The following is an 11,999-nucleotide window of genomic DNA, read 5'->3' as shown; positions in this document are numbered from 1 at the left end:
TCCTCCCTGTGACTCAATTTGGGGGGATACTAGCGACCGTTCCACGTCTGCCTAGCCCTAATTTGGGCGTTACGGTCGCACCGCCGGCGTTTCCATCGGCATTCCGCGCGCCCGCGCCATCAGATAGAGCTCGAGCGCGGTCAACTCGGGCGCGCCGTAATCATAGGCCTGGGCCCGGACGCCGGTCATGCAACTGCGCAGGCGCCGCTCCAGCGATCCCAGCGTTTGCCATTCTAGCCGATAGAGCGGATAGCCGGTCGGCTGCGCTTGCGTGATCGGCGAGCCCGCGAGGCGCTTCTCAAAGTTGTCGTCGTGGCAATTGGTGCAGGCCAGGTTGAGTTGACCTTCGCGCTGCATGAAGAGATTGCGCCCCTGTTCGACGAAAGGCTTGAGCTGTGGATCATCGCCCGCGGTGATCGCGACGCCGCGCGACTGGTGGGCAACGAAGGCGGACAGCGCCAGGATGTCGCGGCTCTCATAGGGCAGCGGCGCTGCCTGCTGGTGATTGGCGCGACAGAGGTTGATGCGCTGGTCGAGCGTGACGGGGCGTGCGAGCGCCTTGTCGAAGGCCGGATAGCGGGCCGCGACGCCCTTCATGCTGCTTCGCGCATCGCCATGACAGTCTGCGCACGCCTTGTCCGCGCCGCCTGTCTTCTTTCCCCACAGCGCTTCGCCGTCGAGCACGAACAGCATGCCCGGATTGGAGGTGTCGTCATCCTGCATGGCGCGCGTGTCGGGACCCATGAAGGAATAGCCGGAGCGGTGCGCATCGGGCGGGATTTCACCGGCGAGCAGGGCAGGGGCCGTGGCGACAAGCACCGCCAGCACTATCGCGCGCCAAAGATTCATTCGACCGTGATCGATGCCGAAGCGGTGGACGAATAGCCGTTGTCGCCGATCCATGCGAATTCGAACTTGCCGCTCTCCTTGGCGACCGTGAAGAAGGACAAATACGGATTGGCGGCGATGGCAGGAAACAGATCGGCGCGGAAGATCTCGGTGCCGTTGTAGCGGCAGGTGAAGCTCGTAATGATGTCGCGCGGCACCAGTGCGCCGTCCACGGTACGGCGGAAGCCGGTTTCCATGATGTGCGAGGTCAGCGTGCGGATCTCGATGATGTCGCCGCGTTTGGCGCGCGAAGGAACGTTGATGAGGGCGGCCATCAATTCACCTCCTCGGTGCAGGCGGCCAGCGTCACGACGATATCGGCTGTGACCTGCCAGAACGAGTCGTCGGAGAGACGGGCGACCGCGACCACCTTCTGGGTGTCGGCGAGCCGGATCCGCGTCGAGACCTGGGCGCGGCCGGAAGAAGGGTTGAGATAGAAATTACCGATGTTCGGCTGCGGGTTCTTCTCGTTGAAGATGTGGATGCTCTTGACGTAGTCGTCCGCCGTCATCGGGCTTGCGACGCTCACCGTCATCGGCACCGTGTTGCCGTTCTCGACCAGCGGCGGAATGTCGAGCTTGACCTTGCCGGTGCGAATGGGCGCCTCGCCGACGACGTTGCGGATCGCGGTATTGAGCATCGCGGGCGTCGCTTCGAGCGGCCGCAGCGTGACGATCGGAATGACCGTGACGCTGCCAGCCAGGCTTAAAAATTGTCGTCGCGTCGTTGGCATGACCAGTCCTAGTCCCGAAGTGTTGCAAGATAGGCCACGATGTCCTCGAGCTCTGCGGCCGACAGTATCGGTTTGCCGGTGAAATTGCGTCCGACGCGGACGAGGCCGTCAGCACGATAATAGGACGGCATGATGGTGTCCGGGTTGAAGCGCGAGGCGTCAACCAGCCGAAGCCGCAACTGGCTCACCGTCCAGCGGTTCCCCGCGCCGGTGAGATCAGGCGCAAGGTCGCCCTGGAACCGCGTTTCCGGGAACGGGCCGGAATGGCAGAGGATGCAGGTCGTCGTGCGCGCCAGCACCAGCGCGCGTCCGCGCGCGGCGTCGCCGAGCGCGCCCGTCAGCGAATCCGCGATGCCGTCGCCGGTGATCTTGTAAGGCGCGAGTTCGTCTGCGCGCGTGCCGGCGGCAAGTGCAATGCTGATGGTGATCGCCGCAGCGACAATCGATTGAATGTGAGACGAGAGATCGGGCCACGGGCTGCTCTTACCTCTCCCGCTTGCGGGAGAGGTCGCCGCGTAGCGGCGGGTGAGGGCTCTTTCCTCTTGGGGGTTCTCGCGAGCGGAGACACCCTCTCCCCAGCCCTCCCCCGCAAGCGGGGGAGGGGGCGCACCGTGAGCTTGGCGACAGCTTGGTCTCATCATGTCCTAGCCAAAGGTATCCGCCGTGATGGTTTGAAACCAGCGTTCGGCCTCGGCCGCCTCGCGCGCACGCAGCTCGCGCGGTGCATCGACCGGGCTCGTCACGCCGCCCTCGACCTCGGCGAAGATATCGCCCTTGGGCTGGTAATTGCCGGCGAGTGAGAAGCCGTAACCGGGCGCGACGGTGTTATAGCAGACGCCAGTTAGCCGCGGCATTTCCGGCGCGCGGCCGGCGAGCAGGTTGACGATGGCTGCAGCGCAAGCCTTGCCTTGCGCGCTCGCGGCCGATGCCGATTTGGGAATGCCGCCGCCGAGGCAGGCGTCACCGATGACGTGAACGTTTTTGACGAGTTTTGACTCGAAGGTGACAGGATCGATCGGACACCAGCCGGTGGCGTCAGTTGCGCCCGCGAGTTCGGCAATGTGCCCGGCTCGCTGCGGCGGGATGACATTGGCGACGTCGGGGGTGTAGTTGCCGAACTCGGTAATGATGGTCCTGGTCGCGGGGTCGACCGAAGTGACGCGGCCGCCTTGCGACAGGCCGATGCGCTCGATCATGTCGCCGTAGAGCTCGTTCCATGCCTTCTCGAACAGCCGCTGCTGCGAGAAATTGTCCTTGGCATCGAGGATCAGCACTTTCGAGCGCGGCTTCTTCGTCTTCAGGTAGTGTGCGATCAGGCTGGCGCGCTCGTAGGGCGCGGGCGGACAGCGCGAGGGATTGGCGGGGATCGCGATGGCGACCGTGCCACCATCGTCCATCGCCTCCAACTGCCTGCGTAGCAGCATGGTTTGAGCGCCGGCCTTCCAGGCGTGCGGCATCTTTTCTGATGCGGCCTCGTCGTAGCCGGGCAGGGCCTCGAAATGGAAGTCGATGCCGGGCGAAAGCACGAGACGGTCATAGGGCAGCGCGACGGCATCGGCCGTCAGGACGCTGCGCTGCTGCGGCTCGATGGCGGTCACGGCCTGGCCGATCACGGTGACGCTCTCGGCGGCGAGCTTGTCATGGTCAAATTGCTGCGCTTCGATGTTGCGCAGACCCGCGATCACCTCGTTGCTGAACGGGCATGAGGTGAAGACTGCATTGGGTTCGATCAAGATGACTTGCAGGTCTCCTTGCGCGCGTTTCAGCGCGCGGGCGCAAGCCGCTCCGCCGAAACCGCCACCGACCACGACGACGCGGCCGGTCGATTGCGCGCGCAAGACCGCTGGCCGCGCCAAAGTCGCGGCAGCGGCGGTGATGCCGAGCACGGCAGTTCGCCGTGTCATCGGGCGCGTGGTCATCAGGATCATCCAGGCAAAATGCCGCGGCGGTCGTTGTGGCCGCCGCGGCTTCTGTTACGCGAAGCTGATGTTCTGGTCGCGCAGCGGCACCGAGCGGATGCGCTTGCCCGTCGCCGCGAAGTAGGCGTTGAGCACCGCAGGTGCCGCGACACCGATGGTCGGCTCGCCGACGCCGCCCCAGAACCCGCCGCTCGGCACCATCACCGCCTCCACCTTCGGCATCTCGTTGATGCGCATCGAGTTGTAGGTGTCGAAGTTGGTTTGCTCGATGCGGCCGTCCTTGACTGTGCAGCCGCCGTAGAACAGCGCCGAGAGGCCATAGACGAACGAGCCCGCGATCTGCCGCTCCACCTGCGCCGGATTGACGACGTAGCCGGGATCAGTGGACGCGACGATGCGATGCACCTTGATCTTGCTGCCGTCGGTCACCGAGATTTCGGCGGCGCCGGCGACATAGCTGCCATAGCCCATCACCTGCGCAATGCCGCGATAGACGCCTTGCGGCGCCGGCGTGGTCCAGCCGATCTTCTCGGCCACGGCATTGAGCACCGCCAGATGCTTGGGGTTCTTGCCCATCAGCTTGCGGCGGAACTCGAGCGGGTCCTGGCCTGCAGCATGGGCGAGCTCGTCCATGAAGCATTCCATGTAGATCGCGTTGTGATTGACATTCACGCCGCGCCAGAAGCCGGGCGGAACGTGCGGATTGCGCATCGAATGTTCGACCAGGAGATTCGGCACGGAATAGCCGAACGCAGCCTCGCCGGATTGGGCGACGCCCTGGAAGGCCGCCGGATCCATGCCGTTCTGCAGCGCTTCGGGGCGGAGCGAGAACAGGATCGACTGTCCGGACAGGCGGTAGTGCAGTGCGACCAGATTGTTGTCGGCATCGAACGCGCCGGTCATCTTGCACTGGGTGATCGGGTGATACCTTCCGTGCGCCATGTCCTCTTCGCGTGACCACAACAGCTTGATCGGCGTGCCCGGCATCTGCTTGGCGATCGCGACGGCCTGGCGGACATAGTCCGTCATGCCGCGCCGGCCGAAGCCGCCGCCGGGCATCACCTTGTGCACGTCGCACTTCTCCGCCGGCAGGCCGGAGGCCTCGAGCACCGCCGCGAAGGCTGCCTCGCCATTCTGCGTGCCGCACCAGACCTCGCATTTGTCCGCCGTGTAGAGCGCGGTGGCGTTCATCGGCTCCATCGTGGCGTGGTTTTGGTAGGGATAGTTGTAAACCGCCTCGACTTTCTTCGCGGCGCCGGCAATTGCCGCCTTCACGTCACCGTTCTTGTTGCCGACATAGGCCGGCTGCGCGTCATCGAGACCCTCGGCCAGCCACTTCGCAATCGTCTCGCTCGAGACTTTTGCGTTATCGCCTTCGTCCCAGACGATCGGCAGCGCTTCCAGCGCGGTCTTGGCGTGCCACCAGGTGTCGGCAACGACCGCGATCGCGGAATCGCCGACCTTGACGACCTTTTTGACGCCTTTCATGCCGGTGACCTTGGCTTCGTCAAAGCTCTTCACCTTGCCGCCGAACACCGGGCAATCCTTGATCGCAGCGTTCAGCATGCCCGGCAGCTTGATATCGATGCCGTAGACCATCGTGCCGGTGGTCTTGTCGGCGGTGTCGAGCCGCAGCAAGCCCTTGCCGATCAGCTTCCAGTCCTTCGGGTCCTTCAGCTTGACATCGGCCGGCGGCGTCAGCTTCGCTGCAGCCTCGGCGACTTTGCCGTAGGTTGTGGTTCTGCCCGATGGCGTATGGGTGATGACGCTGCTGGCGGCTGTGCATTCGGACGCTGGCACCTTCCATTCGTCGGCGGCGGCCTGGATCAGCATCACGCGGGCGGTGGCGCCGCCCTTGCGGACGTAGTCCTGCGAGCTACGGATGCCGCGGCTGCCTCCGGTCGAGAAATCGCCCCAGACGCGCTTGCGGGCAACGCTCTGGCCGGGGGTCGGATATTCGGTCGTGACCTTCGACCAGTCGCATTCGAGTTCCTCGGCGACAAGCTGGGCAAGGCCGGTGAGCGAGCCCTGGCCCATCTCCGAGCGGGCGATGCGAATCACCACAGTGTCGTCGGGCCGGATCACGACCCAGGCATTGACCTCGGGCGAACCGTCTGCCGCGCGGACTATGGCGGGGCCGCCGAAGGGGATATCGAGGCCGATGGCGAGCCCTGTGCCGACAGCGGCGGTGCCGATGACGAAGGTGCGGCGGTTCATCTTGGGAGTAACGTGCTTGTTCATGTTGGCCGCTCCTTACGCGCTTGCGATCGTGTGGATCGCCTCGCGCACCTGCTGGAAGGTGCCGCAGCGGCAGATATTGGTGATGGCCTCGTCGATGTCGGCGTCGGTCGGCTTCGGCTTCTCGCTGAGCAGCGCCGCCACGGCCATGATCATGCCGCTCTGGCAATAACCGCATTGCGGGACGTCCTTGGCGATCCAGGCCTCCTGCACCTTGTGCAGCGTGCTGCCGGAGGCGAGCCCCTCGATCGTGGTGATTATCTTGCCCTCGGCCTCGGCGACCGAGATCCCGCAGGAGCGGATGGCGACACCGTCCATGTGAACGGTGCAGGCACCGCATTGTGCAATGCCACAGCCGTATTTGGTGCCGGTCAGCCCGGCATTCTCGCGGATTGCCCAGAGCAGCGGCGTGTCCGGCTCGACGTCGAGTGTGAAGGTTTTTCCGTTGATTGTTAGGTTTGCCATCGCAAGTCCCCTTATTGGCCCATCCACCGATGGACTCAGGGGCGCAATGTGTCCGGCAAATTGGAACCTTTCAAATCAACAGTCCGAGGGCAGCTATCGAAGATTCTCGCGGCTGCGGGAAGATTGTGGGCCAGATGGTGTTGTGCGCTTTTGAGAAGGCCCGGCCAGCGCCCCGACTGCGCCATCTCCCTGAACGCCAGCGGCAGGGCCTGAGGCGACGTCGCGGCTCAATGGGGCGCGACAGCTTGTCCCTTTTGCCGGGGTGCAAGACCACGACGCTTTGCTACACTGCGCCAAAGCATTTGAAATTTCCTTGGGAGTTCCATGAAGTGCCGAGCCCCTGCAACGTGCTGATGCTCTATCCGCTGTTCACGGCGGAGTCCTTCTGGAGTTTTGGCGAGTCCTGCAAGCTGATGGGCGTCCGCCGGCCGGCTGCTCCCCTCGGCCTGATCACCGTTGCGGCGATGTTGCCGGAGAGCTGGACGGTGCGGCTCATCGACTGCAACACGCAAGCCTTCGGTGAGGACGATCTCGCCTGGGCCGATGTGGTCTTCACCGGCGGCATGTTGCCGCAGCAGGCCGACACGCTCCGTCTGATCGACGAGTGCCGCGCGGCAGGCAAGCCGGTGGTGGTCGGCGGTCCCGATCCCACGTCGAGCCCGCACCTCTATGCCAGTGCAGACTTTCGGGTGCTCGGCGAAGCCGAGAGCGTCATCGACGAGTTCATCGCCGCCTGGGACAGCGGGCAACGCTCTGGCGTCTTCACCGCGCCGAAATTCCAGGCCGATGTCACCAGGACGCCTGTGCCGCGATTCGACCTGCTGAAGTTCGAGGACTATCTCTATCTCGGTGTGCAGTATTCGCGCGGCTGCCCGTTCACCTGCGAGTTCTGCGACATCATCGAGCTCTATGGCCGCGTGCCGCGGACCAAGACGACCGAGCAGATGTTCGTCGAGCTCGAGCGGCTCTACCAGATGGGCCATCGGGGCCATCTCGACTTCGTCGACGACAATTTCATCGGTAACAAGAAGTCGCTGCGGCAGTTCCTGCCCCAGCTCGCGGAATGGCAGCGCGCGCACGGTTTTCCCTTCGAGCTATCGACGGAAGCCTCGGTCAATCTGGCCGACGATCCCGAACTGCTGGAGCTGATGGGTGCGGCGAATTTCTTCGGCATCTTCGTCGGCATCGAAAGTCCGGACCCCGCGACCTTGGTCGCGATGCGGAAGAAGCAGAATACGCGGCGCAACATCGCCGAGAGCATCCACAAGATCTACGCCGCCGGCATGCTCGTCACCGCCGGCTTCATCGTCGGCTTCGACAGCGAGAAGGTCTCGATGGCCGAGGCCATGATCGATTTCATCGAGGAGGCCGCGATTCCCGTCGCCATGGTCGGTCTGCTCTATGCGTTGCCGAACACGCAGCTCACGCGCCGGCTCGCGAAGGAGGGCCGGTTGCACGCAGACCACGATCTGGCATCGACGACCGGCGGCGACCAGTGCACCGGCGGCATCAATTTCGATCCGGTGCGGCCGCTGCGCGATATCCTGATGGACTACAAGACGGTGCTGGAGCGGGTCTACAGCCCGGCCGCCTATGCGGGTCGTGTCGACAAGCTGATGACGCTGCTCGACCGTTCAAGGCAGCGCCGCGAGCTTGCCGAGGGCGACATCCGTTCGCGGGTCGGCGCGATGGAAACCGTGCACCGCGTGGTCACCGCAATCCCCGAGGCGCGGGCACCGCTGTGGCAGACCTTTATGAACTGCGCCAAGCGCGACACCTCGTCGGCGCGAATCGCGGTGCAGATGATCGCGGCCTATGCGCATCTCGGGCCGTTCTCGCGCAAGGTCATCGACGCCATCGACGCGCGCCTTACCGCGCTGGATGAGCAAGTGCCGGTTCCGGTCGTTGCTGACGGCGCGACCGTGGCACGAAATCCGGCCTGACAGCGAAAAGAGGGGATGCGCCCTCGCCGGGAGGCGGATCGGGTTGAGTTGACAGGTCGTGGGCGCGGCTTCCGAATTTGGGCGGCAAGTGTGAGCCTGTCGCTTGACATCGAAACAACCTGGAGCTGATCGTGATCCGGATGACACCGGGCGAGGTGCGGCATGTCCAGGAAGCTGATCGGCTGGTCTGTCGCGGCGATTGCCGCGATCGCGTTGATAATCACGTATCTGCCTTCGTTTGTCGCCGACTCCGTCTACAAAAATGTCGACGATCTGACCGATGGGGAAATGCCCGCCACCGTCACCGCTTTTCAATCGGGCCCGGATGTGGTCAGCACCCTCGGTGGCAGCGGCGAGGGATTGAACTGTAGCCTTCCGGCATGGGCCAACATCCTGTTCGACGGCAGCAGCGATTCGAAAGGCAGGCGCCATCTCGTTCTGCAACGCTTCAGGCAGGCATGCGTGTTTCACGATGTCTGCTATCGCCATGGTCTCGCAACATATGGCTATAACCAGAATGATTGTGATCGGATCCTGCAAAACGCAGCCTTTCGACTGTGCCTCTACATTCGGAACGACGACAAGGGCAGCAGGGCCGATCGCTGTCAGACCGACTCGAAGATGGTCCTCGCGGGGGTGAGCTTCGGAGGATACAACGCCTTTCGTGACTGGGGCCGGTCGAGTTATTTCGAGTTCGATCCAGACCCGTCGCGTTCGAACGGATTTCTCGTCAGCCGGGTGGTGGACCATCCGTTCAAGGCCATTGTCCCCGCCAAGTACGGCAGCGAGCCGGATCAGGTCATCCTGACGTTCGAGAACGTCCGCTCCAACATCGCTGTCACGTGCATCACATGCAAAGACAAGGGTGCGATCGGGTTCACCCGTAATCCGGGTGAGGTCAGCGCCGAATTGCGTTCGCTTGGTGTTCTCTGGCTGCCGGAGGTGCTGCTCGAGCGCGATCCGAAACTGTCGGAGACGGCGCCGGTCTGGCTGCCGCCGCGCCGCCGTCACGCGGCACCGCACCTGCTCGTCGATGCACAAGGCAAGAACCATCTGATCTGGATGAGCCGGAACAATCCGCAGAACACCATAACCTGTATCGTGCTGGCGGACGCGGCGCGATTGCTCACCAATACCCTACCGAAGCTGGATCTCTGCTCGACGGTCGATGCGAAGTCTTCTCTGACCATGGTGGAGATCGACATGTTTGCGACCTCGCCGCTTCCGATGGAGATCCCCGGAGCCTTGAATCCGATCTACGCGACGGCCATCAGCCCCCAGATGACGCGCGATAACGATCTTAGCTTCTGTTCACGTTCTGCATCCAGGGAAGTCGACAGGTTGGAGAAGGACGACGATCGGTCCAAGTGCACCACATTCTCCGACGAACGCGTCAAGAAGGGAGCGGCATTAGGCGCATTCCAGGACTTTGCGGTGGTTCGTCCCGGGCAGCAGCTCATCTTCGCACGCGATGTCGAGCAGCGGACGGACTCGGCGCTGACGGCGATCCGGCAACGTGTGTTCGGTGACGCCTATTCGCCCGGCGGCGCCTTGCTCGTGATCGACGTCAAGCCACCGCTCGCCGCCACGGACGCGGTCCGGGCCGAGCTGAAGAAGTTTGTCCGCTTTGACATCGACGATCGCTTCGATCCGATGATGCCGATCACGCGCAAAGTGGACGACCTTCGCTTCCTGAGCCTCGAGGCATCGCAGTCGAGCGTACACCTTCGTATGATCGACTTCGCCAAGGACAATCCCGCCGTCGGCAACGTGCGGCTGACCATGGGCGGCGCTGACGTGGACCTCGATCGCTCGTGGGCCGAGAGGCCCATGCTGGTGCTGGAAACTAGGGATGCTCGACCCAAGACCAAGCTGATGGTCTCGCGCGGGAAACTGGCGAACGAGAACGGCGAGCCGTCCAGCGCGACGACCGACACGCTGACATTGCAGGCGCTGGTTTTCGAGCGCGATGTCGCGGCGCCTTCGGACGCGCCATTCGTGAAATCGGCTGGAGCGACTTGCGAGGTTGTCTACGACTTCGTACCGAACCGCACGGAGTGGGAGTGCTATCGTCCGTTCGATCCCACCCGCTCAATGCGCTCGTCGCCGGCTGCCAGGATGCGGGCATCCCAGATGCTGGTCGGACGATTCTCGCCGAGCGGCAGACACGCGATCGCATTTCCCGATTTCTGCCTGAAGTCGGAGCCGATCATCCTGGAGCCGGAAGGAGACACGTTTGCGCCCCCGCTCAAGCCCGCCGGTTGGCCGGATGGAGAAAGGCTGCAACGGAAGATCAAATGCGCCCCGCTCGATGCGGCGACAATTGTGAGCCGGCCCATCGCATCGAAAGTCCCGGACAAGCCGGCCGGCTGAACGGTGACAAGCAGGCTGGCGTCTACTTCACGGCCAGCCGCAAAAAGCTCATCACGCTGCCGAGCGCGGCAAAGCCCGCACCTAGAGCCAGCGCCACGGTCGCGCCGTTGTGGCCGGCGAGCGCAAAGCACGCCGCAGCCAGCGCCGCGCCGGTCGTCTGTCCGGTCAGGCGCGCGGTCGCGACGATGCCCGAGGCGCTGCCGCCGCGGTGGGGCGGCGCGCTTCCCATGATCGCCTTCATGTTCGGCGCCTGGAAGAATCCGAACCCCATGCCGCAGATCATGATCCGCCAGACGATATCGGGAATGCTCGGGCTCGCCGGAAGCAACGCGAGCAGCGCCATGCCGAGGCCAAGCAGGATAAGGCCGATGCCGCCCAACAGGCCGACCGGATGGCGATCGGAGAGGCGGCCGGCGATCGGCGCCATGATGCCGACCACCAGCGGCCACGGCGTCATGAAGAAACCGGTCTCGACCTGCGAGCGGCCGAGCACGTCCTCGAAATAGAACGGCAGCGAGACGAAGGCGAGGCCTTGCACGGCGAAGGAGCAGACGGCGGTCGCCGCCGACAGCGCGAACATCGGCCGGCTGAACAGGTCGATCGGCAGCATCGGCGCGGGATGATCGGCGTGACGTCGCGTCAGGATGAAGCCCAGCGCGAGCGCCGTGACCAGCTCGACGGCCACGACGACCGGCGACAGATTATGCGCGGCGCTGCCGATGCCCGTGATGAACAGCCCGAGGCAGATGGCCGCGAGAAGCGCGCCGAGAAAATCAAAGCCATGATCGGCACGCGGCGTCTTCGGCAGCATCGCAAAGCCGATGGCGGTCGCGACGAGGCCGAACGGGATGTTGACGGCGAACAGCCACGGCCACGGGCCGACCGCGAGGATGGCAGACGCGATCGAGGGGCCGAAGGTGAAGGCGGTGGCGACCACCAGCGCGTTGTGGCCGAAGGCGCGGCCCAGCATCCGGCCGGGATAGACGAAACGCACCAGCGCGGTGTTGACGCTCATGATGCCGCTGGCGCCGAGGCCTTGCAGGGTGCGTGCGACCAGCAGGCTGTCCAGCGACCACGCGACCGCGCAGAACAGCGAGGCGACGGTAAACAGGATCAGGCCGCCGAGATAGATGCGCTGGTGCCCGACTATCTCGCCGAGCGCACCAAGCGGCAGCAGCGTCGCCACCAGCGCGATCTGGTAGACATTGACCACCCAGACCGACTGCTCCGGGCTGACATGCAGATCGGCGGCAATGGCAGGCAGCGCGATGTTGGCTATCGCGGTGTCGAGCGAGGCCATTGCCAGCGCCGTGAAGATCGCTGCGATCGCCCAGCGGCGTTGCTCGGCCGGCAGGCCGTCGGCAACGGGATGATCGGGCTCGCGCGCAGCGGCAGGTAACGTGATTGTCATTGCCTTGCGCTTTGCTCCGGCGATCTGGC

Annotated in this window: 10 protein-coding genes; 2 read left to right on the top strand and 8 right to left on the bottom strand. The window is 64.3% G+C overall.

From position 1 onward, the window contains the following. Nucleotides 1-69: 69 nt before the first annotated feature. From soxA to YUA_RS0100970, 7 genes are all read right to left on the bottom strand, one after another. The gene (gene soxA, locus YUA_RS0101000; RefSeq protein ID WP_027528959.1) at nt 70-849 is read right to left on the bottom strand and encodes a sulfur oxidation c-type cytochrome SoxA; all 780 of its coding nucleotides are present in this window, start codon (nt 847-849) and stop codon (nt 70-72) included. Beyond that, nucleotides 846-1,163 (bottom strand): thiosulfate oxidation carrier complex protein SoxZ, encoded by a 318-nt coding sequence (gene soxZ / locus YUA_RS0100995; RefSeq protein WP_027528958.1) that lies wholly within the window; start codon nt 1,161-1,163, stop codon nt 846-848. The genes soxA and soxZ overlap by 4 nt, the downstream gene beginning before the upstream one ends. Beyond that, a complete protein-coding gene (locus YUA_RS0100990; RefSeq protein ID WP_027528957.1) occupies nt 1,163-1,621 on the bottom strand; it encodes a SoxY-related AACIE arm protein in 459 nt (152 codons plus the stop codon). Before YUA_RS0100990 ends, soxZ begins: the two co-directional genes overlap by 1 nt. Before the next feature lie 8 nt (nt 1,622-1,629). Then, nucleotides 1,630-2,073, bottom strand: a complete 444-nt coding sequence (gene soxX, locus YUA_RS0100985) for a sulfur oxidation c-type cytochrome SoxX (RefSeq protein ID WP_051383083.1) — start codon at nt 2,071-2,073, stop codon at nt 1,630-1,632. Between the two features lie 192 nt (nt 2,074-2,265). Continuing rightward, complete coding sequence (locus YUA_RS0100980; protein ID WP_027528955.1) at nt 2,266-3,549, bottom strand: NAD(P)/FAD-dependent oxidoreductase; 1,284 nt, start codon at nt 3,547-3,549, stop codon at nt 2,266-2,268. Between the two features lie 45 nt (nt 3,550-3,594). Beyond that, nucleotides 3,595-5,781, bottom strand: a complete 2,187-nt coding sequence (locus YUA_RS0100975; protein WP_027528954.1) for a xanthine dehydrogenase family protein molybdopterin-binding subunit — start codon at nt 5,779-5,781, stop codon at nt 3,595-3,597. A gap of 12 nt (nt 5,782-5,793) precedes the next feature. After that, nucleotides 5,794-6,243, bottom strand: coding sequence for a (2Fe-2S)-binding protein (locus YUA_RS0100970; protein WP_027528953.1), 450 nt, complete (start codon nt 6,241-6,243; stop codon nt 5,794-5,796). Between the two features lie 353 nt (nt 6,244-6,596). Here YUA_RS0100970 and YUA_RS0100965 point away from each other — a divergent pair, with 353 nt between their 5' ends. Both YUA_RS0100965 and YUA_RS0100960 read left to right on the top strand, forming a co-directional pair. Next, nucleotides 6,597-8,186: a B12-binding domain-containing radical SAM protein gene (locus tag YUA_RS0100965; protein ID WP_035970355.1), complete on the top strand. Its 1,590-nt coding sequence runs from the start codon at nt 6,597-6,599 to the stop codon at nt 8,184-8,186. Nucleotides 8,187-8,348: 162 nt separating this feature from the next. Continuing rightward, nucleotides 8,349-10,559 carry a hypothetical protein gene (locus YUA_RS0100960; RefSeq protein ID WP_027528951.1) on the top strand — a complete coding sequence of 737 codons (2,211 nt, stop codon included), beginning with the start codon at nt 8,349-8,351 and terminating at the stop codon, nt 10,557-10,559. Between the two features lie 22 nt (nt 10,560-10,581). Here the strand turns inward: YUA_RS0100960 and YUA_RS0100955 are convergent, their stop codons facing one another. Beyond that, the gene (locus YUA_RS0100955; protein ID WP_027528950.1) at nt 10,582-11,970 is read right to left on the bottom strand and encodes an MFS transporter; all 1,389 of its coding nucleotides are present in this window, start codon (nt 11,968-11,970) and stop codon (nt 10,582-10,584) included. Between the last annotated feature and the right edge of the window lie 29 nt (nt 11,971-11,999).

This window comes from Bradyrhizobium sp. WSM3983 (assembly GCF_000473045.1).
Lineage (GTDB): Bacteria > Pseudomonadota > Alphaproteobacteria > Rhizobiales > Xanthobacteraceae > Bradyrhizobium.
This window is presented reverse-complemented; position numbering and strand designations above follow the sequence as displayed.

Excerpts from the sequence above, each read along its gene's own strand:
- YUA_RS0100975 (WP_027528954.1), bottom strand. The coding sequence starts at position 5,781 with ATGAACAAGCACGTTACTCCCAAGATGAACCGCCGCACCTTCGTCATC.
- YUA_RS0100965 (WP_035970355.1), top strand. The coding sequence starts at position 6,597 with ATGCTCTATCCGCTGTTCACGGCGGAGTCCTTCTGGAGTTTTGGCGAG.
- soxA (WP_027528959.1), bottom strand. The coding sequence starts at position 849 with ATGAATCTTTGGCGCGCGATAGTGCTGGCGGTGCTTGTCGCCACGGCC.
- YUA_RS0100980 (WP_027528955.1), bottom strand. The coding sequence starts at position 3,549 with ATGATCCTGATGACCACGCGCCCGATGACACGGCGAACTGCCGTGCTC.
- YUA_RS0100960 (WP_027528951.1), top strand. The coding sequence starts at position 8,349 with ATGTCCAGGAAGCTGATCGGCTGGTCTGTCGCGGCGATTGCCGCGATC.
- YUA_RS0100990 (WP_027528957.1), bottom strand. The coding sequence starts at position 1,621 with ATGCCAACGACGCGACGACAATTTTTAAGCCTGGCTGGCAGCGTCACG.
- YUA_RS0100970 (WP_027528953.1), bottom strand. The coding sequence starts at position 6,243 with ATGGCAAACCTAACAATCAACGGAAAAACCTTCACACTCGACGTCGAG.
- YUA_RS0100955 (WP_027528950.1), bottom strand. The coding sequence starts at position 11,970 with ATGACAATCACGTTACCTGCCGCTGCGCGCGAGCCCGATCATCCCGTT.
- soxZ (WP_027528958.1), bottom strand. The coding sequence starts at position 1,163 with ATGGCCGCCCTCATCAACGTTCCTTCGCGCGCCAAACGCGGCGACATC.